A 24,571-nucleotide genomic window follows, 5' to 3' on the forward strand; every position below is an offset into this window, starting at 1 on the left:
GTCAACGCTTTCCTTGACGACGTGAGGGGGCAGGGCCCGGACGTAGCCAATTGTACAAGGCAAGTAACACACCAAGCATCAGCAGCGCTCCTGGAGCGAGCTTGGCCACATACACGCCCAGGCCATCCGCAAGCCATTGACGACTGGCGCCGAGCAGCAGGCACAGGACGAGCAACCCAGCGACGTGCTGCCACAACTGGCGCCAGCGGCCGCTATCCGGCAACAACCGATCAGTTGCCAGGCATTGCAGGCAGATCAGAGCCGGGAAAGAGCCGAGGGCGAGGGCAAGCGGCAATGCCCAAGCGCGTAGCGCGAGTAGCAGGCAGCTGGACAGGGCCGCAAGCAGCAGCAGGCTCGCCAACCCATACATTGCCCCGCTCAATCGGCTGCGCACAGGGTGCAGCAGTGCCTGGTGAAGCACGGTCAATACCAGCATGCTGATGCCGACGACGGTGGCTTGAGCCAAAGTCCGGGTAGCGCCGAGCAGCGGCGCCAAGCCCGCCAGCAGCAGGCAGAATCTATTCATGGGCAGAGGTTCCGAGCAGGAGCGCACGGTACTGATCGAAGTAACGCAGCGCATCCTGCTGTGCCTGGATTACCGCACGTGACGTGACCGTCGCACCGGCCAGTTGGTCGAAATCACCTTGATCGCGTTTCAGTGCCCATCTGTCATCAAGCCGACGATTGGCGAACTGCGTCAGCCAGTTTACCTGAGGGTCGCTGATCCGGCCTCCCAGCCCTGGGCTTTCCTGTTGTTCGATCACCTGTGTGCCGATTAGCCGACCATCGGCGCTGATGGCAATGGTCAGGCGGATGGGGGCGGCATAGCCCTGTACCTGACTCACCAGTACAACCGCCGTTACAGTGCTGCCGCGACTGGCGCGATAGGCGGCGATTATCCGGCTATGAGGTGGTTGACCGGCAGGCAGTCGCAGGGGAGTGTCCAGCGGCTGGTTGTCGTAGCTCTGGGCAGGAAGCACCGACAGAAACTGCTGCGCGTGCAATTGTTGCTCGGCTTCAGCGATGGCGGTGCGTGTCCATTGCCGCCAGGCCAGCGTGGCCGCCAACGCGATACCAGCCACGATAAACAACAGGACCAGACTGCGCAGGGGGAACTTCATGGGGTGACCTGCGCGTAGCGTGCGGCCATGCGATCGAGGGCCGGCACGGCCAGGTTCATCAGCAAGATGGCGAATGCGGTGCCATCGGGGTAACTCCCCCATGTGCGGATCAGGTAGATCAACGCGCCAGTGCCAGCCCCGAACAGCAGCTTGGCCAGGCCAGCCTTGGGGCCGGATACCGGTTCGGTGGCGATGAAAAAGGCTGCCAACATGGTCGAGCCAGAAAACAGGTGCAGCAGTGGCGAGCCATTGGAGTCAGAGCCGGAACCGTTCCAGGCCAGTAGGCTGAACAGCGACAGTGTCGTTAGCAAGCCCACCGGCGCATGCCAGCTGTAGACCTTGCGCTGCAACAGAAACAGCCCGCCGAGAAGGAGCGCCAGGTTGACCCATTCGCTGCTGCGGCCACCGAAACTGCCGAAGGCCGGATGGCTGGCGAATAGCTCATCCATGGTCAGGCTACGGTTGTGGCGAAGGCCATCGAGCACCGTGGGCCCGGCCCATGCGTCGATTTGCCCAGCACCGGCAAAGACCAGATGCAGGTTGTCGCTGAGGCCTGATGGGTGCGCTGGCCAGTGGTTCATCTGCAATGGAAAACTCAGCAGCACGAAGGTGTAGCCGACCATCGCCGGATTGAACAGGTTGCGGCCGACGCCGCCGAAGGCTTGCTTGCCCAAACCAATGGCGATGGCTGCGGCAATCACCGGCAGCCACCAGGGCGCCTCGGTGGGCAGGGCGAGCGTCAGCAGCACGGCGGTCACCAGCGCGCTGCCGTCGCTCAGTGTCGTGGCGACAGGTTGACCGCGCAACGCCAGCGCCGCTGCTTCGCAGCCAATGGCAGTGATCGTGCACAGCACCAGGCTCACCAGCAGCCCCCAACCCAGCAGCCAGAACGATGCGAGCAGCCCCGGAAGGCAAGCCAGCAGCACCAGGCCCATGGCATTGCGCAGGCGCGCGTCAGCGGTGGTCATGAGTCAGCTTCATTGCATGAATAATCCGTTGAGGCCACAGAGCGCCATCGCCACGATGCCTGCGCCGAGCAATGCGATGGGGAGGCCGCGCAGCGGAACCGGAACATCCGCATGCTGGCTGCGCTGGCTCAGGTCGTGGAACAGCGTCAGGGCCAGCCAGAAACCAAGGCCGCCCAGAACGCCCAGGCTCAGCGTTGCCAACCATTGCTTCTGTTCGCCGATGGCCTGCAGTGTCAGGCCCAGCACCAAAGCGTTGTTCAGCAATGGCCAGGTGAGCTGCGCCGTTGGCCAGTCGCGCCGCACCTTGGCCAGTACCTGCGGTACGCCCCAGGCGAGCATGCCCAGCCAGGGCAGCAGCAGGAACAGGCGCAGGTCCTGCAAATGCCATGGCGCCACCAGCAGCTGTTCGATCAGCTGGCCGCCGGCAACGCCAAGGGCGATTGATAGGGCACCGGCCAGGCCGCACACATGCAGGCGCAGCCTTGAGCTGGGCTGTCGGTGCAAAAAAAGATGATTGAGCAGCGCGGCGCCGAGCAGCGCCAGGACATAGTCGTTCATGCAGATGACGATAGCCGCAATCGGCTGCGCTGTCCGGCAAAGCGCGTGGGGATGAAAAAGCCCCGGCACTGTGGCCGGGGCTTGGGGGGTTACTTGATGCGCTGGCCTGGCTTGGCGCCGCTGTCCGGGCTGAGCAGGTAGATTTCTTCACCGCCAGGGCCTGCGGCCATGACCATGCCTTCGGAGACGCCAAAGCGCATTTTCCGAGGCTTGAGGTTGGCCACCATCATGGTCAGGCGGCCTTCCAGCTTGGAGGGGTCCGGGTAGGCCGACTTGATGCCCGAGAACACGTTGCGCTGCTCGTCGCCGATGTCCAGCGTCAGTTGCAGCAGCTTGTCGGCGCCCGGCACCGCTTCGGCCTTGACGATCAGTGCTACGCGCAGGTCGACGGCGGCAAAGGTGTCGAATTCGATTTCCGCCGACAGTGGGTCCTTGGCCAGTTCGCCGTTGCCCACAGGTGCCTGCGGCTGGCCGCCAGCGGCCAACAGGTCTTCTTTGCTGGCCGCGACCATGGCTTCGACCTTGGCCAGTTCGATGCGGCTCATCAGCGCCTTGAACGGGTTGAGTTGGTGATTTTCCAGCCGCGAGGTGTGGTCGTTCCAGCTCAGCGGCGCGACGTTGAGGAAGGCCTCGGCGTCGGCGGCCAGCACCGGCAGCACCGGCTTGAGGAAGATCACCAGCTGGCGGAACAGGTTGATGCCCTGGGCGCAGATGGCCTGGACCTCATCCTGCTTGCCTTCCTGCTTGGCCAGCGACCAGGGTGCCTTGTCGGCGATCCAGGCGTTGGCACGGTCGGCCAGGGCCATGATTTCGCGCATGGCGCGGCCAAAGTCACGGGCCTCATAGGCTTCGGCGATGGACGGGGCTGCAGCCAGGAAGGCTTCGGTCAGTTCCGGCGCGGCATCGCCGGCAACCATCACGCCGTCATTGCCTTTGTGGATGAAGCCGGCACAACGGCTGGCGATGTTCACCACTTTGCCGACCAGGTCGGAGTTGACCTTCTGCACGAAGTCCTCGAGGTTCAGGTCGAGATCGTCGACGCCACGGCCGAGCTTGGCGGCGTAGTAGTAGCGCAGGTATTCCGGCTGCAAGTGATCCAGGTAGGTACGGGCCTTGATGAAGGTGCCGCGCGACTTGGACATCTTGGCGCCGTTGACGGTCAGGTAGCCGTGCACGTTGACTGCGGTCGGCTTGCGGAAGCCCGCGCCTTCGAGCATCGCTGGCCAGAACAGGGCGTGGAAGTTGACGATGTCCTTGCCGATGAAGTGGTACAGCTCGGCCTTGGAGCCTTCGTTCCAGAACGCGTCGAAGTCCAGCTCCGGGCGGCGCGCGCACAGGTTCTTGAAGCTGGCCATGTAGCCAATCGGCGCATCCAGCCACACGTAGAAGTATTTGCCGGGCTCGCCTGGGATCTCGAAGCCGAAGTAGGGGGCATCACGCGAGATATCCCACTCCTGAAGGCCCGAATCCAGCCATTCGGCGAGCTTGTTGGCCACGGCATCCTGCAGGGTGCCGCTACGGGTCCACTGCTGCAGCATGGCCTGGAAGTCCGGCAGCTTGAAGAAGAAGTGCTGCGAATCGCGCAGCACCGGCGTGGCGCCGGAGATCGCCGACTTGGGATTCTTCAGTTCGGTCGGGGCGTAGGTGGCGCCGCACTTTTCGCAGTTGTCGCCGTACTGATCCTCGGCCGCGCATTTGGGGCAAGTGCCCTTGATGAAACGGTCGGCGAGGAACATGCCCTTTTCAGGGTCGAAATACTGGGTAACCGAACGGGTCGCGATGTGTCCGGCGTCGCGCAGGCGCGAGTAGATCATGCCCGACAGTTCGCGGTTTTCTTCGCTGTGGGTGGAGTGGAAGTTGTCGAAATCCACCAGGAAGTCGGCGAAGTCGCTGCTGTGCTCGGCCTGGACGTTGGCGATCAGCTGCTCGGGGGTGATGCCTTCCTTTTCGGCGCGCAGCATGATGGCCGACCCGTGGGCGTCGTCGGCGCAGACATAGATGCACTGGTTGCCGCGCATTTTCTGGAAGCGAACCCACATGTCCGTCTGGATGTACTCAAGCATATGGCCAAGGTGAATGGACCCATTGGCATAGGGCAGGGCGCTGGTGACGAGAATCTGGCGTGGCTCGGACATGGTGGCTCGGCTACTTATCTGGCTCGGGTAAAAATCAGGGTGATCGGCCACTATAAAGGGCCGGCGAATATATTTCACCCCATGCACGCAACTGCTGACGATTGACGGGTTAGGATAGGCGCCTGTTTGACTATCCGTATGCCAATGGGAGCCTCCATGAGTGCCGTCACCCGTGCCGCCGTCGAAGGCGTGCTTCGCCAGTACACCGACCCTTATCTGAACCTTGACCCGGTCAGCGCCGGCTGTGTGCGCAGCATCGACGTTCAAGACGGGCGGGTCGCCGTGCAATTGCAGTTGGGCTATGCCGCCGGTCTGTTCAAGAACGGCTGGGCCCAGGTGCTGCAGACCGCGATCGAGAACCTCGACGGCGTCAGTTCGGCCCAGGTGTCGATTGATTGCGTGGTCACCGCGCACAAAGCTCAGGCCCAGGTGCCAGCCTTGGCCAACGTCAAGAACATCGTCGCCGTGGCCTCGGGCAAGGGCGGTGTCGGCAAATCGACCACCGCTGCCAACCTGGCGCTGGCGCTGGCCCGTGAGGGTGCCCGGGTGGGTATTCTCGACGCTGATATCTATGGCCCCAGCCAAGGCGTGATGTTCGGCATCGCCGAAGGCACTCGCCCGCAGATTCGCGAGCAGAAATGGTTCGTGCCGATCAAGGCGCATGGCGTGGAAGTCATGTCGATGGCCTTCCTCACCGACGACAACACGCCGATGGTCTGGCGCGGCCCGATGGTGTCCGGCGCGCTGCTGCAACTGGTGACCCAGACCGCCTGGGACGACCTCGACTACCTGGTGATCGACATGCCGCCAGGCACCGGCGATATTCAGCTGACCCTGGCGCAGAAAGTACCCGTGGCAGGCTCGGTGATCGTTACCACACCGCAGGACCTGGCCCTGCTGGATGCCAAGAAGGGCGTGGAGATGTTCCGCAAGGTCAACATTCCGGTGCTGGGTGTGGTGGAGAACATGGCGGTGCATATCTGCTCGAATTGCGGCCATGCCGAGCACCTGTTCGGCGAAGGCGGTGGCGAGAAGCTGGCAGCGCAGTACGGTGTCGAGTTGCTGGCCTCGCTGCCGTTGTCGATGCTGATCCGTGAGCAAGCCGACAGCGGCAAGCCGACCGCGATCGCCGAGCCGGAAAGCCAGATTGCCATGGTCTATCAGGAGCTGGCGCGCCAGGTGGGCGCACGGATCGTGCTGCAGGAAGCGGCGGCGCCGGCGATGCCGAGCATTACCATCAGCGAGGATTGAAAAGCTCCAGGCATAAAAAAACCCGCCAGAAGGCGGGTTTTTTTGAAAGCTAGGAAGCTAAATCGACTTAGGCGATTTGAACTTCTTCAGCCTGCATGCCTTTCTGGCCGCGGGTAGCGACGAAAGTAACAGCCTGGCCTTCTTTCAGGGTTTTGAAGCCGTCAGCTTGGATGGCTTTGAAGTGCACGAACAGGTCGTCGCCCGACTGAGGGGTGATGAAGCCGTAGCCCTTCTCATCGTTGAACCACTTAACGGTACCGGATTGACGGTTGGACATTTTTCTGTCTCCTTGGACAAAGTTGATAACGGTCAGGAAAAACCCTGCCCGGGACTGAGCGCAAAGAGAGCAGAAAATTCAGCGATGGGCCGATCAGGATCGTGCATCAAACTAGAGATTCTCGGTGTCACGTGCAGCACAGTGGCGCCACCTTAACCCACTTTCCGCAAGCTGCCAATCTCCAAGATGGCGTTTGATGAAATTCGGATCGGCGGCGGCCGCAGGCCCCGTCTGGCGCGGGATGCGGGATGGAACTTTAACCTGAGCGCCGGGACCGGTAAGATGCGCCTTTGGTTTTTTCACCTCGTAACTCTCAGGACACCCCCCGCCATGAGCATCAAATCGGACAAGTGGATTCGCCGCATGGCGCAGGAACACGGCATGATCGAACCGTTCGTCGAACGCCAGGTGCGTGGCGAACATGACAGCCGGGTGATTTCGTTCGGCGTCTCCAGCTACGGTTACGACGTGCGTTGCGCCGACGAATTCAAGGTGTTCACCAACATCAACTCGGCCACTGTCGATCCGAAGAACTTCGATGCCGGCAGCTTCGTCGACGTCAAGAGCGATGTCTGCATCATCCCGCCGAACTCCTTCGCCCTGGCCCGTACCGTCGAGTACTTCCGCATCCCACGCAATGTGCTGACCATCTGCCTGGGCAAGAGCACCTATGCGCGTTGCGGCATCATCGTCAACGTCACCCCGCTGGAACCTGAGTGGGAAGGCCATGTGACCCTGGAGTTCTCCAACACCACCACGCTGCCGGCGAAGATTTACGCCAACGAAGGCGTGGCGCAGATGCTCTTCCTCGAATCCGATGAAGAGTGCGAAGTGTCCTATAAGGACCGTGGCGGTAAATACCAGGGCCAGCGCGGCGTCACCTTGCCACGCACCTGAGCCGACGAGCGCGGGGAATTACTGCTCGCCTGGGTACTCCAAACTTTTGAACAGTGCCACCCTGCATGACGCGCGGTGGCCCTCGTCAGGAGTTGCCCATGAAACTTGATCCCGCAATCAGTGCGAAGCTGGCTGTTCTGCAGCCCAATCAGATCGGCCTGCTGGCGTGGTCCCTGCTGGCCCATCCGGCGCCGATGCACGCTGGCGGCGTACCTGGTCAGCCTGACCCGGACACCCCGCAACCCGCCCAGCCTGGCGACACCCCGCCGATGGAGCCGGGTGAGCCGACCCTCCCCGACGAACCCCCACCTGCCCCCGTGGCCTGAGCGGCTGTCGCGATTACCGCTGTAACGCCCAGACCTGGTCTGCCCCAGCGAGGTAAATGCAGTCGCCTGGCCTGGGCTCGACATTCCATCCGCCGGTGAACTCACCGAACGCCGGTAACAGGCTGACCTGCGGCGCCATGACGAAGCAGGGCAGCCTTAGACGTTGCCGAGCGCGGCCACGCAAAATGAAGGTGGGGTGCACATGACCTGACAGCACCGGGAATTCGGGGTGAATGTCGGGTTCATGTTGCAAGGCGAAGGGCGGCAGGATCCAAGGTTCATCCACTACCTCGATATCCAGTTGCGTCGGCGGGTCGCCTGCATGCCGGTCGTGGTTACCGCGTACCAGCACAATGCTTAAACGGTCATGCCGGTCCCTCCAGGCCTTTAATCGCGCCATTGTCGCGGGCGCCCGTGCGGTACGGGCATGCAGAAAGTCGCCGAGAATGATCAGCTGGTCACAGTCGCAGGCTGCCAGCAATGCATCCAGGCGCTGCAGGGTGGCGTCGGTGGTGCCTCGTGGCACCGGTTGGTGCAGCGCGCGGTAGCTGGCCGCTTTGCCGATATGCACGTCGGCAACCACCAGCGCACGGCGGGCAGGCCAGTACAGCGCACGGTCCGGCAGCAACCATAACGTCTGCCCACAATGCTCGATGGTCAAATGGCTGTTCATGTTCTGCTCGCCGCTTTTTCAAGGTCGGCGACCATGCGCGCGATGCGATCGGCCAGTTTCTCGGTGCTCAGGGTTTCCCGCATGCCCTCCACCAGTAGGGTGAATGCCAGCGGGCCGGGCCGTTGCAGCTCACGGAGATCAAGGCGCAGCTGACCCATTCTGGTCAATTGGCGCTGTAGCCGTTCGATCTCCAGCTCCTCGCGCAACACTTCATCCCGAGCCTGACCTAGCAACAGGTTATCGGCATCGTGTTTTCGAAACACCTCGAAGAACAGACCGCTGGATGCCTGAATCTGCCGCGTGCTCTTCTGCGCGGCAGGGTATCCGCCAAACACCAGCCCGGAAATTTGGGCGATCTCGCGAAAGCGCCGCAACGCCATCTCACTGGCGTTCAGGCTGGCCAGTACATCTTCCAGCAAGTGCTCGTTGGCCAGCGCTGCCGGCAAATGGGTTGCCCAATCCACCGGGCTGGGGCTGAGCAGCTCGAAGCCGTAGTCGCTGACCGCGATGGAAACCGACAGGGGTTGCTCGCGGCTGACCCGCCAGGCAATCAGGTTGGCCAGGCCGAGGTTGGCCATGCGTCCGGCGAACGGGTAGAGAAACAGGTGTGAGCCCTGGCGTGTGGCGAGGGTTTCGGCCAGCAGCGTCTGGGTGGTGGGCAATGCCGACCACTGACTTTGTAGCATCAGCAATGGGCGCACCGCGCGCATTTCCGGGTCGTCGAAATGCCCGTGGGCTGCCGCATCGAGCTTTTCTACCAGCGCATCGGCCAATTCGCTGGACAGTGGCATGCGACCCCCATTCCAGCGGGCAATGGCGGCCTTGCGAGCGGTGCTGCGGCGCACATACGCGGTCATGTTCTCGACCCGCACCAACTCCAGCACGCGCCCGGCAAACACCAGGGTGTCGCCGGGGCGCAGGCGGGCGATGAAGGCTTCTTCGACACTGCCCAGGTGCTTGCCCCCGCCGCCCTTGCTCCAGTACTTGAGCTGCAGGCTGGCGTCGCTGACGATGGTGCCGATGCCCATGCGGTGCCGGCGTGCCAGGCGCTCGCTGGCGACCCGCCAGAGGCCGTCGGGATGGGCTTCGACGCGCTGGTAGTCGGGGTAGGCGCTGAGTGAACTGCCACCGTGGCTGACGAAATCCAGCGCCCACTGCCATTGGCTGTCACGCAGCTCGCGAAATGCCCAGGTGCTGCGCACTTCGTCGAGCAACTCGGCGGGGCGAAAACCACTGCCCAGCGCCATGGAAACCAGGTGTTGTACCAGTACATCCATGCACAATCGAGGCGAGCGCCGCGCCTCTATGTGCCCAGCAGCCAGGGCGCTGCGAGCCGCTGCCGCCTCGACCAGCTCCAGGCTGTGGGTCGGCACCAGGGTGATCCTCGACTGGCGACCAGGCGCATGCCCCGAGCGCCCGGCGCGTTGCATGAGTCGGGCAATGCCCTTGGCCGAACCGATCTGCATGACCCGTTCTACCGGCAGGAAGTCCACACCCAGGTCGAGGCTGGAGGTGCAGATCACGGCTTTAAGTGCGCCCTGCTTGAGGCTGAGTTCTACCCAGTCACGGGTTGCGCGGGCCAGCGAGGCGTGATGCAGGGCGATCTGCCCGGCCCAGTCGGGGCGAGCATCGAGCAAGGCCTGGTACCACAGCTCGGCCTGGGCGCGGGTATTGGTGAACACCAGGCTGCTGGCACTGCTGTCGAGTTCGCGGGCGACCGGGTCGAGCATTTTCAGGCCCATGTGCCCGGCCCAGGGGAAGCGCTCGATGGCCTCCGGTAGCAGCGTGTCGACTAGCAGGCGCTTGTCCTGGCGGCCTTGCAGCAACTGGCCGCCCTGCGGCAACAGCACCTCGAGCGCGTGCGCCAGGTTGCCGAGCGTGGCGGAGAGTCCCCAGGTCACCAGGTTGGGTTGCCATCGGCGAAGGCGGGCGAGGGCCAGTTGCAGTTGCACGCCGCGCTTGTTGCCGAGCAGTTCGTGCCATTCATCCACCACCACCAGGCGCAGGTGAGCGAAGTCATCACTGGCTTGGGCGCGCGTCAGCAGCAGGGTCAGGCTCTCGGGGGTGGTGATCAAGGTGCTGGGCAGGCGTCGGGCTTGGCGGGCACGCTCGGCGCTGCCGGTGTCGCCGCTGCGTACGCCAATGCTCCAGTTCAGGCCGAGATCATCCAGCGGCATTTGCAGGGCGCGGGCGGTGTCTGCCGCCAGTGCGCGCATGGGCGTGATCCACAGCACCTGCAGCGGCGCAGGCTGACGCGCTGTCGTAGGCTCGGCGAAGGCGCGCAGGGCGGCGAGCCATACCGCATAGGTCTTGCCCGCCCCGGTGCTGGCATGCAGCAACCCGGACTCGCCGCGGCCAATGGCCGCCCAGACTTGCCGCTGGAAGGCGAACGGCTTCCAGCCGCGGGCGGCGAACCAGGCATTGGCAAGGTCTTTGGCGGCAGGCATGCGCGGGCAGTGTCCTTCGAAGGCTGTGCTTCTAATGACCACCTGCACTGCGCATTGGTTTTACCGCGTCAGTTGCCCAGCAGGTAACCGCTTCGACACACCTGCTCACCGGCGACATGGGCGATGACCATGCCCGAGGTGGCCATGCGCCGCACGCTGCGGGCATACAGCAACCCGGGCTGGCTGTTGCGCACGGAGGTTACCCGATCGCTCAGCGGGTCGATGATTTCGGCGATCAGTTGGCCCGCCTCCAGGTACTGGCCGGGGCGGGCGTGATACACCAGCAAGCCACCCAGGGGTGCTATGAGTGGCTCGACGGCAGCCAGCGGCGTGGCGGGGCGGGGCAGTGCCGGCAAGGGCGCGGGGGTGCCGGCGATAACGTCAGCCTGGGTCAGGTAGTCGAGGATCGCCTGGCAGTCCTTGCTCGCGAGGTCATGGCTGACATCGGCCTGGCCACGCAGCTCGACGGTGACCGCGACGCAGCCCAGCGGAATCGGGTAGCGCTTGGCGAAGCGCTGTTGCAATTGCCACCAGACCAGGCTGAAACATTCGTCGAACGACTGCCCACCGGAGTCGGTGGCCAGCAGGCTGGCCTGGGCGCCCAGGTAGCGCGCCAGCGGCTCGACTTGAGGCCAGGCTTCTGGGGTGGTGTAGAGGTGTTCAACGGCCTCGAAGTCGCAGTGCAGGTCCAGCACCAGGTCGGCATCGCAGGCCAGCCGCTGCAAAATCAGGCGCTGGGATTGCAGCGGCGTTTGCGCGGGGTGGGCGTCCAGGCCGCGGCGCAGGTATTCACGGACCAAGGCGAGGTTGTGCGCGGGGTCCTGGGTCAGGTGGCCTTCGATCTGGTCGCCGATGCTGTCGGACAGGTCGACGAAATTGCGGTTGAAATTCTCGCCGCTCTGCAACGCGAAACGGCCCAACGGTGCATCCAGCAGCACCTGCTCCAGGCCGACCGGGTTGGCCACCGGCACCAGGATGATCTCGCGGCGCAGGCGCCCTTGCTGCTCCAGTTCGCCCAGGCGGCGCTTGAGGTGCCAGGCCACCAGCATGCCGGGCAGCTCGTCGGCATGCAGTGAGGCCTGGATGTACACCTTGGCGCCACCGCGCGGGCCAAAGTGGAAGCTGTGCAGTTGGCGCGTGACGCCGGGCACGGGGGAGAGCAGGTCGTGGGTCGAATGGTGCATGGTGGTCCTGGCTGCGTGGCGAAAACGGTCTGCGACACGGGTCGGCACAAAGCTAAGCATAATTTCGCCTGCCATGCCTAACACCTTGCTTTGATCAGGCCAGCAGTGCCTGCAAGGTCGCCAGGTCATCGGCCTCATCGACCGGTTTGTCCAGGCGCCAGCGCAACATGCGCGGGAAGCGCACGGCGATGCCGCTCTTGTGCCGTTTCGACAGCGCGATGCCTTCGAAGCCCAGTTCGAACACCAGCGTTGGGGTCACACTGCGCACCGGGCCGAAGGTTTCCACGGTGGTTTTGCGGATGATCGCATCCACCTTGCGCATTTCTTCATCACTCAGGCCCGAATAGGCCTTGGCGAAGGGCACCAGTGCACGTTCGGGGCTGCCGGGCGGAGCGTTCCAGACGGCGAAGGTGTAGTCACTGTAGAGGCTGGCGCGGCGGCCGTGGCCGCGTTGGGCATAGATCAGCACGGCATCCACGCTGAACGGGTCGATCTTCCATTTCCACCACACCCCCATGTCCTTGGTTCGGCCCACGCCATACAAGGCGTCGCGCTGTTTGAGCATCAGGCCCTCGACGCCCAGGCTGCGCGACTGTTCGCGCTGCACGGCGAGGTCTTGCCAACTCTGCCCTTCGAGCAGCGGCGAAAGCAGCAGCGGGGCCAAGGGATGCGCGTCGACGATGCGCTGCAATTGTTGGCGGCGCTCATGCTGGGGACGGTTGCGCCAGTCCTCGCCTTGCCATTCCAACAGGTCGTAAGCCTGTAGCACCACCGGGGCGTCGGCTAGCAGCTTCTTGCCCAGGGTCTTGCGGCCAATGCGCTGCTGCAGCAGGGCGAACGGTTGCACGGCTGGGGTATCGGCGCTGGCGCCAGGTTTCCAGACCAGAATCTCGCCGTCGAGCACCACGCCGTCCGGCAGGCTCTGCGCCAGGCCGTGCAGCTCTGGAAAACGATCGGTCACCAGCTCCTCGCCGCGTGACCAGACCCACACCTGGCCATCGCGCTTGACCACCTGGGCGCGAATGCCGTCCCACTTCCATTCGATCTGCCAGGCGCTGGGCGGGCCGAGCAGGGCGTCGAACTGTTCGGTAGGCACTTGCAGGGCATGGGCCAGGAAGAACGGATAAGGCTGGCCGCCTCGTTGGCTGTGCTCATCGGCCGATTCAGCGGCGATCAGCTTGTGATAACTGCTGGCGGTGGGGCGATGGCTGATGTCGGTGTAGCCGACCAGGCGCTGGGCCACGCGCTTGGCATCCAGGTCGGCCAGCTGCGCCAACGCCCGGGTCACCAGCAGCTTGGAAACGCCGACGCGAAAGCTGCCGGTGATCAGCTTAAGGCACAGCATCAGGCTGGGACGATCCAATTGCGCCCAGAGTGGCGGAAGGCGCCGCTGGACCTCTTCGGCGGGCAACCCGCGAAGCGGCAGCAGATGGGCTTCTACCCAATGGGCCAGGCCGTCCTCGCTGCCGTGCGGGTTATCCGGCAGCAGCAGGGAAATAGTCTCTGCCAAGTCGCCAACCGCCTGGTAGCTTTCTTCGAACAGCCACTCGGGCAGGCCGGCCAACGTCGTTGCCAGTTCACGCAGCACGCGGGTCGGTACCAATTGGCGAGGGCGGCCTCCCGACAGGAAATACACCGCCCAGGCGGCATCCTCGGCAGGGGCCTCGGCAAAGTAATCGCGCAGGGCTTCGAGCTTGGCATTGCTTGACGTCGTGGCATCCAGGCGCAGGTAGAGCTGGGCGAAATCTTTCATGCCTCAGCATCCGTAGCAGGGGCGTCGTCTTCTTCGCCGTACTCGGTCACGAATGCACGGGCATCGAGGCCTTTTTCGTTGAGGAACCGCACCAGCACGCTGACCGAGCCGTGGGTGACCATCACCCGCTCGGCGCCGGTCTGCTCGATGGCCCAGAGCAGGCCCGGCCAGTCGGCGTGGTCGGAGAGCACGAAGCCACGGTCCACCCCGCGCCGCCGCCGCGTGCCGCGCAGCAGCATCCAGCCACTGGCGAAGGCATCGCTGTACTCGCCGAAGCGGCGCATCCAGCTGCTGCCAGCGGCGGAGGGTGGGGCCAGGACGATGGCCTGGCGCATGAGTGGATCGTTACGCGGGATGTCACCGGCATAGCGGGTTGACGGCAGGTGCACGCCGGCCTCGCGGTAGACCTGGTTGAGCGGCTCGACCGCGCCATGCACCAGGATCGGCCCGATGCTGCTGTCCAGGCCGTGCAGAAGTCGCTGAGCCTTGCCGAAGGAATAGCAGAACAACACGCTGGCCTTGCACTGATCACGATTGGCCCGCCACCAGGCATTCACCCCGGCAAAAACCTCGGCCTGGCTCGGCCAGCGGTAAATCGGCAGGCCGAAGGTCGATTCGGTAATGAAGGTGTGGCAGCGCACGGGTTCGAAGGGGGCGCAGGTCCCGTCTGGCTCGACCTTGTAGTCGCCCGAAGCGACCCAGACCTCGCCTTGGTATTCCAGCCGCACCTGTGCCGAGCCCAGTACATGCCCGGCAGGGTGCAGGCTGAGGGTTACCCCGTGATGGCGGATGCGTTCGCCGTAGCTCAGGGTCTGCAGATCGATGTCCTGGCCCAGGCGGCTGCGCAGAATGCCGGCGCCTGGGGCGGCAGTCAGGTAATGCGCATTGCCGCGACGGGCATGGTCGCCGTGGCCATGGGTGATGACGGCGCGCGCCACTGGCCGCCAGGGGTCGATGTAGAAATCACCGGGCGGACAGTACAGGCCTTCGGGGCGAGCGATGACGAGGTCCATGGGGAGGGCACTGGTGTTGGGGGTTACCAGTTAGGAGCGGTGGTGGGGTACAGAAGTTCGAGCGGCTATCACGATGAAAAGGACTACAGGCCATTCAGAAATGCGGAAGGGGCTTTCGAGGTTTACTACACACTCATTTCAAGGTACGCAACAAAAATGTTGCGCGCACTCTGCATGTGATGCACATTGAGTGATCGAAGGCCCGCATGAAGTACAGTGAGTTTCGCCGATGGTTACGCGCCCAGGGCGCTACATTCGTGCCAGCAAAGGGAAGCCATTTCAAGGTCTCCCTCGGCAATCGCCAGACGATTTTTCCAGATCATGGTGCCAAAGAAATGGGTGAAGGGCTCAGAAAGAAGATCATGAAGGATCTGGGCTTGAGAGAATGATGAACTTAGGGGAGAGCACACGATGATCTTCGATTACCCGGTGACCATTCACCGAGAAGAAGGCAGTGTCTGGATCAGTTGTCCGGATGTGCCTGAAATGGCCAGCGCCGGCGATACTGCGGAGGAGGCACTGTTCGATGCAGTTGATGCCATGGAGTCCGCGCTTTCTTTCTATGTGGATCAGAAAAAAGCTATTCCATTGCCGAGAGCGCCGTCTTCCGGTCAATCGCTCGTGCGTCTGCCAGCATTGACGGCGGCAAAAGCTGCGCTCTGGAACACCATGATCGAGCAGAACGTGACAAAAACTGAAATGGCGCGGCGCTTGGGCGTTAATCGTCCCCAGGTAGATCGGCTGGTCGACCTGCTGCATCGCTCCAAGATCGAACAGGTCGAGCATGCGCTGAATGTGTTAGGTCAGCGCATTGAACTCGCTGTTGTAGCGGCTTGATCGGTAGATGAAAGCCGCCAAATCTGGCGGCTTCATCATTCCTGGCTATCTACCCGGCACCAACGTCAACCGCTGACTCCCATAAGCCCGCCCAAAATTCTGCGGCTGAATCGGCAGGCTCATGAACCGCCCTTTGAACCAGGCATCCAGCCCGTCGCTGTAATGCCCGCTGGCCGGGTTGCCGGACTGGCCGCTGCTGGTCAGCACCTGCAGCGGCTCGGCCTGGCCGAAGTCGACGATCATGCGTGCGGAAGCTGGCAGGCGGGTGTCGAAATCGCTGCCCCAGGCATAGGGAGTCAAGGCCAGAGTAGTGAAATCACCGCCAGCGGCCGACGGCGAACGGCTGAGGGCATCGCCCAAGCCATGATAGGCCGGTGCAGGCCAGCGGTACTGGTGCAGCTTGCCCCATTGCCAGGCGCGACGGTCGTCGCCCAGTTGCGAGGTGCCGGCATCCACGGCAGCGGCCAGGCTGCGGGCGAGAATGGCTGGTTTGTCTTCCTTCTGCGGCGTGTTGCGGTCATCCCAGAAGGGGCTGTCTTCGCGGCCGAGCAGGTGGTCGGCCTGCGCCGAGTAGGAGAGGCGCGCATTGCTGACGAACGCCTGCCAAGCCGGGCTGGATTCTGGTCCGAGGTCGTCGAGGAAAGTCTGGCGGGCGACTTCCTGGAGGAACAGTTCATACAGCGCCGCATCCGCCGAGACCGGGCTCAGGCGGCCATCGAAAGCCTTGAGCCGGGCCAGCGCGTCACGGGCCTTGTCGCGCTGGGAGGCAGGCAGAGCGTCGATGGCCTGCTTGAGCGGCTGGGCCATGCCCGGGGCGTCGAACATCTGCTTGAGCTTGTCGGCCAGCAGCGTTACCTGGTCGTTCTGCAGGGCCATCAGGCTGCGACTGTCGTGGCGGCCGTTGCCGGCCAGCTGGGCCAGGCGTTCGGCACGCTCGGGGTAGTACCAGGTATTGGACAGCTGCATGCCGTAGCCACGCGGCAGGCTGCGTTGATTGGCGTGGCCGATCCAGCCGGCTGGCGGGTCCTGGTCGTAGGGGTGCAGCATCGGATCGGCGTAGCCATCCCAGTCATAGCGGCCGTCCCAGCCCGGGGACGGCAGCAAGCCTTGGCCTTCGCGGCGGTTCGGGTAGCGGCCGCTGACCTGCCAGCCGATGTGCTCAGGTTCGGCGAACACGAAGTTGAGCGCGGCGGCACCGATCTCGCGTGTGCTGTCGAACGCGCGCTCGACGTTTTTCGCACGGGTCAGGTCGAACAGCGCATCGAGGCTACGGTCGCCCTTGAGCTGCGGCAGGTTCAGGGCCAGGCCCAGGCTGGCAGTGCCGGGTTGGGCGAGCAGGGTGCCGTGGCGGGTGTCGTACATCACTTCGCGCTGCGGACGTTGGCCGCGGACGAAGAAGGTTTCGCTGCGCGCACGTGCCGGCAGCCACTTGCCGTCGGCCAGGTAACTGACCTGGCTGCCCTGGTGGCGTAACTGCTCCAGGTACAGGTCCTGATTGTCGGCCATCACCGCGCTGCTGCTCCAGGCCAGCTTGCCGTTGTATCCGGCCAGGACGATGGGCAGGCCCGGTAGCGACAGGCCTGCCACCTGATATTTGCCGGTGTGGATCTGCACCGGGCTCAGGGCCCAGGCGGCGCGGCTGTCGCTGGCCAGCAGACTCTTGCCGCTGCGGCTGCGTTGCGGGCCCAAGGCCAGGTTGGCCGAGCCTGGGCTGCCGAGCAGGTCGAGGTCGGCCAGCTTCTGGCTGGCAGCTGCCAAGGCCGTCAGGCCCGGCAGCTGGCTGTTCAGGTTGAGCCCCTTGAGTTTTTCCACCTCGGCGTCGGCCAGGGGTTCATCCGGTGCGCCGGGCAACAGCCAAGGCAGCTTTTCGCTGCCGACTTTTTGCGCCAGGGTCAGGGCGCTGAGTTCTTCCTGCAGGTTCACCGACTGGCTGAAGGCATACAGGCTGAAGATCAGTGCCGAGTCTTCGGGCTTCCAGTATTCCGGGCGATAGCCACTGCTGGCGAGGTTGGCTGGCAGCTTGTCGCGGTAACGGAACAGGTAGGCGTTGACCCCGCGGGCATAGACATCGAAGAAACGCTTGAGCCTAGGCGACGCGTCGGCGTACAGCTGGGTGGCATTCTGCTTGAGGTTGGCGGCGCGCATCAGGCGGTCGATGTCCAGCGCTTCGCTACCGGCCAGCTCCGCCAGGCGGCCCTGGGCGAGCAGGCGCATGGCGAGCATCTGTTCGATGCGGTCGCCAGCGTGCACATAGCCGAGGCTGAACAGGGCGTCATGGAAGTTGCTGCTTTCGATCAGCGGTGCGCCCATGGCGTTGCGCCGGATCGAAACGTTTTGCGCCAGGCCTTTGAGCGGCTGTACCCCAGTGGTGGGTGGCACGCTGTCCTGATAGCCGCCCATCTGGCAACCGGCAAGCCCGAGCATGCCGAACAGCGTGGCAGCGGTGGCGAACCGTGGGCGGAAGGGAGGAAGGACGGGGGCGGCCATGACAAGGGCTCCTGCAAGGCGTGGCGGGGGTTTGAGTGGCGCTAAGGTAGCATGCCGTTACGTATTCGGCGCCTGTGAGATCGAGCGCTGTGGGCTCGTCTTGATCTCTCTGTTGCTCTCAAGATCGAGCGCCGCCCGCGCGGCGCATCGCGGATGAATCCGCTCCTACATGGCGTGGCGAACGAACAATCCAATGTGGGAGCGGCTTTAGCCGCGATGCGATCTACGATGCACCGCACGATTCAGGCTGTATCAAGCCCCGTGGCACTTCTTGTATTTCTTCTCGCTACCGCACGGGCACGGATCGTTGCGGCCAATGTCTTTCAGGGCGTTGCGAACCGGCTCCTGGTGGCCGTGGTTGCAATGCGGGCCGTGCACATGGCCGTGGTCGTGATCGTGGTGATGATCGTCACCGTGGTTGCAGTCAGGGCCATGAACATGGGGTTGTTGAGTCATTGCAGGGTTACTCCGGTATGAAATCGCCGGGCATTATCTCACCACTGCGCGATAAGTGCAGGTCCCGGTGGATGAGTAGCCCGGTCGCCAATTCGCCCTGCAAGCGGTAATGCAGCTGTTGCTCGCTTTTGAGCAACTTGGCCAACGGCTTGAGCTGCTTCCACAGGTTGGTGCGTGCAGTGATCTTGAAGGTGCGCCGGGCATGGCCACCGACACTGCGCCAGACGCTGGTTTCATCCTCCACCAGCAGCAGGTCGTTGAGCCAGACGGCATAGCCGACGTTGCGAATGAATAGGCGGCTGTCATTGGGGTTGTCGATGCGCAAGTGCAGCACGAACTCCTGCTCCAACAGGCGCGCCTTGACCGTCTCGACCTTGACCAGGTGCACTTCAGGCTCGCGCCAGTCGTCATTTCCCCAGATTGCACAGCCCGCCTGCAACAACAGCAAGGTGCCGAGCAGGAGTAGGCGGGCCAGGGCGATCATGCTCAGTTACCGACGTAACTGGCGCAGCATTTCTTGAACTTCTGCCCGCTGTCGCACGGGCAGGGGTCGTTGCGGCCAGCCTTGAGCTCCACGGTCGGGTCAATGAAGAACCAGCGCCCCTCATGCTGCACGAAGGCCGAACGCTCACGGTGCTGGTGGTCACCGTCCTGGTCATGCCAGCGCGCGGTGAAGGTGACGAAGGCATGCTCGGGCTGGCCACCGAGCACCTCGGCGTTTTCCACTTCCAGGCCCAACCAGGTGCTCTGGGCGCTCCAGGCCGCCATGGCGGCGCGATCGAGCCCGGCCTGCTGGGCCGGCAGGGTGGTGGCGATCAGGTAATCGATCAGGCCAAGCACGTAAGCGCTGTAGCGCGAACGCATCAGCGCCTGGGCATCCGGAGCCGGGGTTCCGGCGTGGTAGTGCCCGCAGCAGGCGTCCAGCAAGTTGCCACTGCCGCAGGGGCAAACCGAAACACTCATCATCACCACCAGTACTTGCCGAAGTTTTCAGGGTTGGCCCAGAAGCGGGCGTTGAGCCAGTCCGGGACCTGCTTGTAGTCATGTAGATCATAGGTGAACAAGTTCAGGACCTGCTCGTCACGACGGAATTTCTCACTGGCCGACAGGGCCAGGGCAAAGAAGTCGGTGTCCTGCCAGCCGCAGGCGCGCAGGTCGGCCAGCACCGCGACGCGGCTGGCGTTGAGGTTGCGGATGCCGCCCAGCAATTCCAGTCCTGCGCGTTTGGGCAGGTGCTCCAGGCAGTCCACCAGCACCGCCAGATCGAAGCGCTGCGCGGCCACTTCAGCGGGCAATGCGCCAGGTGCGCAGGTTTCGATGGTCACGTTTGGGTGAGCCTGGGCAAAGGCATCCAGGGCAGGGAAGCGAGTGCCCACCAGCAGCAGGCGTTGTGGGGTGAAGCGCTCCAGCAGCGCCGCCAGGGCCTGCTGCGGTGTGCGTTGGGAAAAACCGTCAGTCATTGCCAATCCTCGTTCAGGTCTTGCAAGACTAACGGGCTGTCGGCCGGGGGCAAAGCGGCATGTAACACCGTCGTGGCTTATTGCTGGCAGGGATCAGATGCGCGGTCTTTACTCCCAATGATCGGTCTTAGCCGATTCCCCCTAGGAGAAGCTTTGAGATGAGCATAGTACGCACAGCGTTACCCCTGGTACTGCTCACCAGTGTGTTGACTGGTTGTGCAGGTTTGCAAAAAACCGACTGGCCGAAGTGTGCTGCCGTCGGGGGTGTGGGCGGTGCCGCCCTGGGCGCCATCGAAAGCTCCAGCTGGGCTGGCTGGGGCGCCTTGCTTGGCGGTGGCCTGGCCGCCGGCTATTGCTGGGCCCATGGTGATGGCGACGAGGATGGCGATGGCGTGCCCGACAGCCGTGACAAGTGCCCAGGTACGCCGCCTGGCGTGCAGGTCGATGCCAACGGCTGCCCACCAGAACCGGCCCCGGTGGTCGAGGAAGTGGTGGTGCAGAAAGAGGAAGTCATCGTCATCCGTGACGTGCACTTCGAATTCGACTCTGCGCGCCTGACCGCCGCCGACAAGGAGCGCCTCAACACCATCGCCACCCGCCTGAAGCAGGAAGCGCCCAGTGCCCGCCTGAGCGTCAGCGGCCACACCGACAGCGTCGGCTCCGACAGCTACAACCAGAAGCTGTCCGAACGCCGTGCCCACTCGGTAACCGATTACCTGGTCGAGAGCGGCGTGCCGCGTGCCAGCTTCATCTCGGTGGTCGGTGCAGGTGAAACCCAGCCGGTGGCGGACAATGCCACGGCCGATGGGCGTTCGATGAACCGTCGCACCGAGATCAAGATCCAGCGCTGACGGTGTGCGCCCGCGCCTTGAGAAGTGGCGCGGGCGCGTCTTTACTCCTGTAGGCCGGATGCGGCCAACGACACAGGAGCATTCACCATGAGTGTTATGTCAAAGGCAGCGCTGCCGCTGCTGGTGGTTTCCAGCCTGCTTGCAGGCTGCGCCACCCACAGCGACGGCAGTGCTCCCCTCAATCAAAGGACCTGGCCGATCTGCAGCCTGCTGGGTGGCTTGGCGGGCGGTGGCCTGGGCGCCATCGAAAGTTCCAGCTGGGCTGCCGGAGGCGGCGCCCTGGGCGCGATCGCCGGTGGCCTGATCTGTTATGCCCAGGACGGTGACGAAGATGACGACGGCGTGTTCGATCGCCGCGACCGCTGCCCCGACACGCCGGCCGGTACCGCAGTCAACCACATGGGCTGCCCATTGCCGCAATACCCGCCCAGTCAACCTGAGCCTGAGCCACCGGCCACGACCGAGGTGATCTCCCTCGACGACCAGGGCCAGGTGATGTTCGCCTTCAACTCCGCTGACCTGACCCCGGGCAGCCAGCAGCGGTTGCAGAGCCTGCTGCCCAGGCTGAACGAGCTGGGCGTGTCGCGAATCAAGGTGGTTGGCCACACCGACAACGTCGGCTCGGACAGCTATAACCAGGCACTTTCAGAACGGCGTGCGGCCAGTGTCGCCGAATACCTGATCAGCCAGGGCATGGCGCCGCAGAAGGTCACCAGCGAGGGCCGTGGGGCCAGTGAGCCGGTCGCTGAAAACGACACCGAGGAAGGTCGCGCGCACAATCGGCGGGTGGACCTGCACCTCAACTAACGCACTGAAGGAGCGGCAGATGAAATTCATCCTGGGCCTGGGCAAGATCCTCACCATCGCCTTCTGGGGCGTGGTGCTGTTCAACCAGCTGCTGCCGCAGCCTGTGCCGTTCAACCTGTTGATCAATGCGGTAGGGGTGTCGGTGCTGGGGCTGCACGTTCTGGAGGTGTTGTTCTTCAACGCCAGCCTGCGCGGGCGCAGTCACCGCTGGTTTGATCGGTTGCAGATTCTGCTGACAGGGATTTTCCACGTGATGTCCATCCCGCGGCAGACGCAGCTGCCGCGCAATGGCTGACCCGAGTATTCCTTGCTCAGATAGGTAGCCGCGAACTGGCTACCGCCACCACGGCCAGGCCCAGCAGCAGATTGACTCCCACCATGCGACGGATCCGGCCCAGCACTGCTGCGCCGGCCGGCCAGTCCTCGGCCTGCACCGCGGCTTTCAACTCCGGAAGCAACAGCGCCTGAATGCGCATGAACAGCGCGAACATGGCGATCCCGCCGCCCATCATCACCTGGACATACCTGGGCGCTGTCTCGAAACCGCTGAAGCGCATATGCAACATGCCGATACCACTTATCGCCAGGATCGCCACGGCCAGCCAGACCCAGACGAAGAAGCGTCGGAAAACTTCCACCCACAGCCGCAGCCGGGCAGGCCCCTCAAGGGCTGCAACCGTTGCCGGGCGCAGCACCAGCCAGGCGAAGAACATGCCGCCGACCCATACCAGGGCGGCAAGAACATGCAGTGTGTAGGGCAGGGTAAAGGCGAGCATCCGGATCTCCATGCGGCACAAAGGGCAATAGCGGGGTATGATAGCCGCCCCATGCAAAACACTGAAAATATATCCAGCCCTCCGGGCGCCTGCAGACCATGATCAGCAACGAACTCAAAGCCACCATCCAGGGCGCCTACTCGCGTTTTCTCGAAGCCAAGAGCCTCAAGCCACGCTATGGCCAGCGCCTGATGATCGCCGAAGTGGCCAAGGTGCTTGGCGACATCGCCTGCGACGACGAAGGCCGCCGCGCCGGTGAGCCCGCCGTGGTGGCGGTGGAAGCAGGGACCGGTACCGGCAAGACGGTCGCCTACAGCCTGGCCGCGATCCCGGCTGCCAAGGCCGCCGGCAAGCGCCTGGTGATCGCCACCGCGACCGTGGCCCTGCAGGAGCAGATCGTCTTCAAGGACCTGCCCGACCTCATGCGCAACAGCGGCCTGAACTTCAGTTTCGCCTTGGCCAAGGGCCGCGGCCGCTACCTGTGCCTGTCCAAGCTCGACGTGCTGCTGCAGGAGGGCCATGCGCAATCGGCCACTGCCCAGCTGTTCGAGGAAGAGGGCTTTCACATCGAGGTCGACGAGCGCAGCCAGAAGCTGTTCAACAGCATGATCGAGAAGCTTGCCGGTAACCGTTGGGATGGCGACCGCGACAGCTGGCCGGAAACCCTGGAAGACCAGGACTGGGCGCGCCTGACCACCGACCACAGCCAATGCACCGGTCGCCACTGCCCGAACTTCCAGCAGTGCGTGTTCTACAAGGCCCGTGAAGGCATGGGCAAGGTCGATGTGATCGTCACCAACCACGACATGGTGCTGGCCGACCTGGCCCTGGGCGGCGGCGCCGTCCTGCCCGACCCGCGCGACACGATGTACGTGTTCGACGAAGGCCACCACCTGCCGGACAAGGCCATCGGCCACTTCGCCCACTATTCGCGTCTGCGCTCCACCGCCGACTGGCTGGAGCAGACCGCCAAGAACCTGACCAAGCTGTTGGCCCAGCACCCGTTGCCAGGCGACTTGGGCAAGCTGATCGAACAGGTGCCGGAGCTGGCGCGGGAAATCCGCACGCAGCAGCAGTTCATGTTCACCTTGTGCGAGCAGGTCGCCGACTTCCGTCCCAGCGAGGATGTGGAGGGCCGCGAGCGCCCGCGCTATCGCTTCGAAGGCGGCGTGGTGCCCGAGCAGATCCGCGAAGTCGGCATCGAGCTGAAAAAAGGCTTCGCTCGCCTCAACGACCTGTTCACCCGCCTGGCAGACCTGCTCAAAGAAGGCATGGACGGCGAGGTCAACATCGGCATCGCCAGCCACCAGGCCGAAGAGTGGTACCCGTTGTTCGGCAGCCTGGTAACCCGCGCCCAGGGCAACTGGGAGCTGTGGACCGCCTTTACCGCCGAAGACCCGCAAGACAGCCCGCCCATGGCCCGCTGGTTGACCCTGGCCGAAAGCGGCGCGCTGTTCGATATCGAGGTCAACGCCAGCCCGATCCTGGCTGCCGAGATGCTGCGCCGCAGCCTGTGGAGCGTGGCCCATGGCGCCCTGGTGACGTCGGCGACGCTCACCGCACTGGGCAAGTTCGACCGCTTCCGCATGCGCTCGGGCCTGCCCCGTGACGCGGTGACCTGCGTTGTGCCCAGCCCATTCGTGCATGGTGACGCGGGCCTGTTGCGGGTTCCGGATCTCAAGGCCGACCCGCGCGATGCGGCAGCGCATACTGCGGCGATCATTCGCGAGCTGCCGAACATCGTCGAAGACGCCCGTGGTGCACTGGTGCTGTTCTCCTCGCGCAAGCAGATGCAGGAAGTGTTCGACGGCCTGGACCGCGACTGGCGCAAGCTGGTGCTGATCCAGGGCAACCTGTCCAAGCAGGAGACCCTCAACAAGCACAAGGCGCGGGTCGATGACGGCCAGCACAGTGTTCTGTTCGGCCTGGCCAGTTTTGCTGAGGGTGTCGACTTGCCGGGTGCCTATTGCGAGCACGTGGTCATCGCAAAGATTCCCTTCTCGGTGCCGGACGATCCGGTCGAGGCGGCCCTGGCTGAATGGATCGAAGCCCGTGGCGGTAACCCATTCATGGAAATCGCCGTGCCCGATGCATCGCTGAAATTGATCCAGGCCTGCGGTCGCCTGCTGCGCACCGAGCAGGATCGCGGCGTTATCACCTTGCTGGATCGGCGCCTGGTCACCCAGCGCTACGGCAAGGCTATTCTCAATGCGCTGCCGCCCTTCCGGCGGGAGATTTCCTGACGGCCGGAGCATGACGCGCCGGCCCGTTGTCCATCACTCTGTCGCGGGCTC

General features: G+C 63.9%; 26 protein-coding genes. 9 read left to right on the plus strand and 17 right to left on the minus strand.

Annotated elements, in window-relative coordinates; genetic code table 11:
• Position 1 precedes the first annotated feature (1 nt).
• From ACIQUF_RS21500 to metG, 5 genes are all read right to left on the minus strand, one after another.
• Positions 2–526: an Rnf-Nqr domain containing protein gene (locus tag ACIQUF_RS21500; RefSeq protein WP_403135187.1), complete on the minus strand. Its 525-nt coding sequence runs from the start codon at positions 524–526 to the stop codon at positions 2–4.
• Entirely contained in the window at positions 519–1,121 is a 603-nt protein-coding gene (locus ACIQUF_RS21505) for an RnfABCDGE type electron transport complex subunit G (RefSeq protein WP_403135190.1), read from the minus strand. The genes ACIQUF_RS21500 and ACIQUF_RS21505 overlap by 8 nt, the downstream gene beginning before the upstream one ends.
• Positions 1,118–2,089 (minus strand): RnfABCDGE type electron transport complex subunit D, encoded by a 972-nt coding sequence (locus ACIQUF_RS21510; RefSeq protein ID WP_403135191.1) that lies wholly within the window; start codon positions 2,087–2,089, stop codon positions 1,118–1,120. Before ACIQUF_RS21510 ends, ACIQUF_RS21505 begins: the two co-directional genes overlap by 4 nt.
• A 9-nt stretch (positions 2,090–2,098) precedes the next feature.
• On the minus strand, positions 2,099–2,647 hold the full coding sequence (locus ACIQUF_RS21515; protein WP_403135195.1) for an Rnf-Nqr domain containing protein: 549 nt from the start codon (positions 2,645–2,647) through the stop codon (positions 2,099–2,101).
• Positions 2,648–2,736: 89 nt separating this feature from the next.
• Positions 2,737–4,782 (minus strand): methionine--tRNA ligase, encoded by a 2,046-nt coding sequence (gene metG / locus ACIQUF_RS21520; protein ID WP_403135200.1) that lies wholly within the window; start codon positions 4,780–4,782, stop codon positions 2,737–2,739.
• 156 nt (positions 4,783–4,938) lie between these two features.
• On the opposite strand from metG, the gene apbC reads away from it, so the two are divergent.
• Positions 4,939–6,033 (plus strand): iron-sulfur cluster carrier protein ApbC, encoded by a 1,095-nt coding sequence (gene apbC, locus ACIQUF_RS21525; protein ID WP_403135203.1) that lies wholly within the window; start codon positions 4,939–4,941, stop codon positions 6,031–6,033.
• A gap of 67 nt (positions 6,034–6,100) precedes the next feature.
• Here the strand turns inward: apbC and ACIQUF_RS21530 are convergent, their stop codons facing one another.
• Positions 6,101–6,310, minus strand: a complete 210-nt coding sequence (locus ACIQUF_RS21530) for a cold-shock protein (protein ID WP_016488765.1) — start codon at positions 6,308–6,310, stop codon at positions 6,101–6,103.
• A 330-nt stretch (positions 6,311–6,640) separates the two neighbouring features.
• On the opposite strand from ACIQUF_RS21530, the gene dcd reads away from it, so the two are divergent.
• Together dcd and ACIQUF_RS21540 are read left to right on the plus strand one after the other, a co-directional pair.
• Positions 6,641–7,207, plus strand: a complete 567-nt coding sequence (dcd, locus tag ACIQUF_RS21535; protein ID WP_012313046.1) for a dCTP deaminase — start codon at positions 6,641–6,643, stop codon at positions 7,205–7,207.
• A gap of 98 nt (positions 7,208–7,305) precedes the next feature.
• Positions 7,306–7,533: a hypothetical protein gene (locus ACIQUF_RS21540; protein WP_403135208.1), complete on the plus strand. Its 228-nt coding sequence runs from the start codon at positions 7,306–7,308 to the stop codon at positions 7,531–7,533.
• Between the two features lie 13 nt (positions 7,534–7,546).
• On the opposite strand, the gene pdeM is transcribed toward ACIQUF_RS21540, so the two are convergent.
• The 5 genes from pdeM to ACIQUF_RS21565 all read right to left on the minus strand — a co-directional run bounded on the left by pdeM (position 7,547) and on the right by ACIQUF_RS21565 (position 14,603).
• Complete coding sequence (gene pdeM / locus ACIQUF_RS21545; protein WP_403135211.1) at positions 7,547–8,206, minus strand: ligase-associated DNA damage response endonuclease PdeM; 660 nt, start codon at positions 8,204–8,206, stop codon at positions 7,547–7,549.
• Positions 8,203–10,653 (minus strand): ligase-associated DNA damage response DEXH box helicase, encoded by a 2,451-nt coding sequence (locus tag ACIQUF_RS21550; RefSeq protein WP_403135214.1) that lies wholly within the window; start codon positions 10,651–10,653, stop codon positions 8,203–8,205. Before ACIQUF_RS21550 ends, pdeM begins: the two co-directional genes overlap by 4 nt.
• A gap of 68 nt (positions 10,654–10,721) precedes the next feature.
• Complete coding sequence (locus ACIQUF_RS21555) at positions 10,722–11,837, minus strand: succinylglutamate desuccinylase/aspartoacylase family protein (RefSeq protein WP_403135216.1); 1,116 nt, start codon at positions 11,835–11,837, stop codon at positions 10,722–10,724.
• A gap of 94 nt (positions 11,838–11,931) precedes the next feature.
• Complete coding sequence (locus tag ACIQUF_RS21560) at positions 11,932–13,590, minus strand: ATP-dependent DNA ligase (RefSeq protein ID WP_403135219.1); 1,659 nt, start codon at positions 13,588–13,590, stop codon at positions 11,932–11,934.
• Complete coding sequence (locus ACIQUF_RS21565) at positions 13,587–14,603, minus strand: ligase-associated DNA damage response exonuclease (RefSeq protein WP_403135222.1); 1,017 nt, start codon at positions 14,601–14,603, stop codon at positions 13,587–13,589. The genes ACIQUF_RS21560 and ACIQUF_RS21565 overlap by 4 nt, the downstream gene beginning before the upstream one ends.
• A 206-nt stretch (positions 14,604–14,809) precedes the next feature.
• Here ACIQUF_RS21565 and ACIQUF_RS21570 point away from each other — a divergent pair, with 206 nt between their 5' ends.
• A complete protein-coding gene (locus tag ACIQUF_RS21570; protein ID WP_403135223.1) occupies positions 14,810–14,992 on the plus strand; it encodes a type II toxin-antitoxin system HicA family toxin in 183 nt (60 codons plus the stop codon).
• 22 nt (positions 14,993–15,014) lie between these two features.
• The gene (locus ACIQUF_RS21575; RefSeq protein WP_403135225.1) at positions 15,015–15,440 is read left to right on the plus strand and encodes a type II toxin-antitoxin system HicB family antitoxin; all 426 of its coding nucleotides are present in this window, start codon (positions 15,015–15,017) and stop codon (positions 15,438–15,440) included.
• A gap of 45 nt (positions 15,441–15,485) precedes the next feature.
• On the opposite strand, the gene ACIQUF_RS21580 is transcribed toward ACIQUF_RS21575, so the two are convergent.
• The 5 genes from ACIQUF_RS21580 to ACIQUF_RS21600 all read right to left on the minus strand — a co-directional run bounded on the left by ACIQUF_RS21580 (position 15,486) and on the right by ACIQUF_RS21600 (position 19,843).
• Positions 15,486–17,927 carry a penicillin acylase family protein gene (locus tag ACIQUF_RS21580; protein ID WP_403135228.1) on the minus strand — a complete coding sequence of 814 codons (2,442 nt, stop codon included), beginning with the start codon at positions 17,925–17,927 and terminating at the stop codon, positions 15,486–15,488.
• Positions 17,928–18,179: 252 nt separating this feature from the next.
• Positions 18,180–18,383 carry an SEC-C metal-binding domain-containing protein gene (locus ACIQUF_RS21585; protein WP_403135230.1) on the minus strand — a complete coding sequence of 68 codons (204 nt, stop codon included), beginning with the start codon at positions 18,381–18,383 and terminating at the stop codon, positions 18,180–18,182.
• 7 nt (positions 18,384–18,390) lie between these two features.
• On the minus strand, positions 18,391–18,867 hold the full coding sequence (locus ACIQUF_RS21590) for an LEA type 2 family protein (protein WP_403135232.1): 477 nt from the start codon (positions 18,865–18,867) through the stop codon (positions 18,391–18,393).
• A 2-nt stretch (positions 18,868–18,869) separates the two neighbouring features.
• On the minus strand, positions 18,870–19,346 hold the full coding sequence (locus ACIQUF_RS21595) for a YchJ family protein (protein ID WP_403135235.1): 477 nt from the start codon (positions 19,344–19,346) through the stop codon (positions 18,870–18,872).
• 2 nt (positions 19,347–19,348) lie between these two features.
• Complete coding sequence (locus tag ACIQUF_RS21600; protein WP_403135238.1) at positions 19,349–19,843, minus strand: DUF6231 family protein; 495 nt, start codon at positions 19,841–19,843, stop codon at positions 19,349–19,351.
• 158 nt (positions 19,844–20,001) lie between these two features.
• On the opposite strand from ACIQUF_RS21600, the gene ACIQUF_RS21605 reads away from it, so the two are divergent.
• The 3 genes from ACIQUF_RS21605 to ACIQUF_RS21615 all read left to right on the plus strand — a co-directional run bounded on the left by ACIQUF_RS21605 (position 20,002) and on the right by ACIQUF_RS21615 (position 21,796).
• Positions 20,002–20,694 (plus strand): OmpA family protein, encoded by a 693-nt coding sequence (locus tag ACIQUF_RS21605; protein ID WP_403135240.1) that lies wholly within the window; start codon positions 20,002–20,004, stop codon positions 20,692–20,694.
• Between the two features lie 87 nt (positions 20,695–20,781).
• Positions 20,782–21,501, plus strand: a complete 720-nt coding sequence (locus tag ACIQUF_RS21610) for an OmpA family protein (protein ID WP_403135243.1) — start codon at positions 20,782–20,784, stop codon at positions 21,499–21,501.
• Positions 21,502–21,520: 19 nt separating this feature from the next.
• The gene (locus ACIQUF_RS21615) at positions 21,521–21,796 is read left to right on the plus strand and encodes a DUF1145 domain-containing protein (protein ID WP_403135245.1); all 276 of its coding nucleotides are present in this window, start codon (positions 21,521–21,523) and stop codon (positions 21,794–21,796) included.
• A 16-nt stretch (positions 21,797–21,812) separates the two neighbouring features.
• Here ACIQUF_RS21615 and ACIQUF_RS21620 read toward each other — a convergent pair whose 3' ends face one another.
• Positions 21,813–22,277: a CopD family protein gene (locus ACIQUF_RS21620; protein WP_403135248.1), complete on the minus strand. Its 465-nt coding sequence runs from the start codon at positions 22,275–22,277 to the stop codon at positions 21,813–21,815.
• Positions 22,278–22,375: 98 nt separating this feature from the next.
• Between ACIQUF_RS21620 and dinG the strand changes: the two genes are divergently transcribed.
• The gene (gene dinG, locus ACIQUF_RS21625) at positions 22,376–24,520 is read left to right on the plus strand and encodes an ATP-dependent DNA helicase DinG (protein ID WP_400800514.1); all 2,145 of its coding nucleotides are present in this window, start codon (positions 22,376–22,378) and stop codon (positions 24,518–24,520) included.
• Positions 24,521–24,571 lie beyond the last annotated feature (51 nt).

It is taken from the genome of Pseudomonas sp. NPDC090233 (assembly GCF_044772285.1).
Classification (GTDB): domain Bacteria; phylum Pseudomonadota; class Gammaproteobacteria; order Pseudomonadales; family Pseudomonadaceae; genus Aquipseudomonas.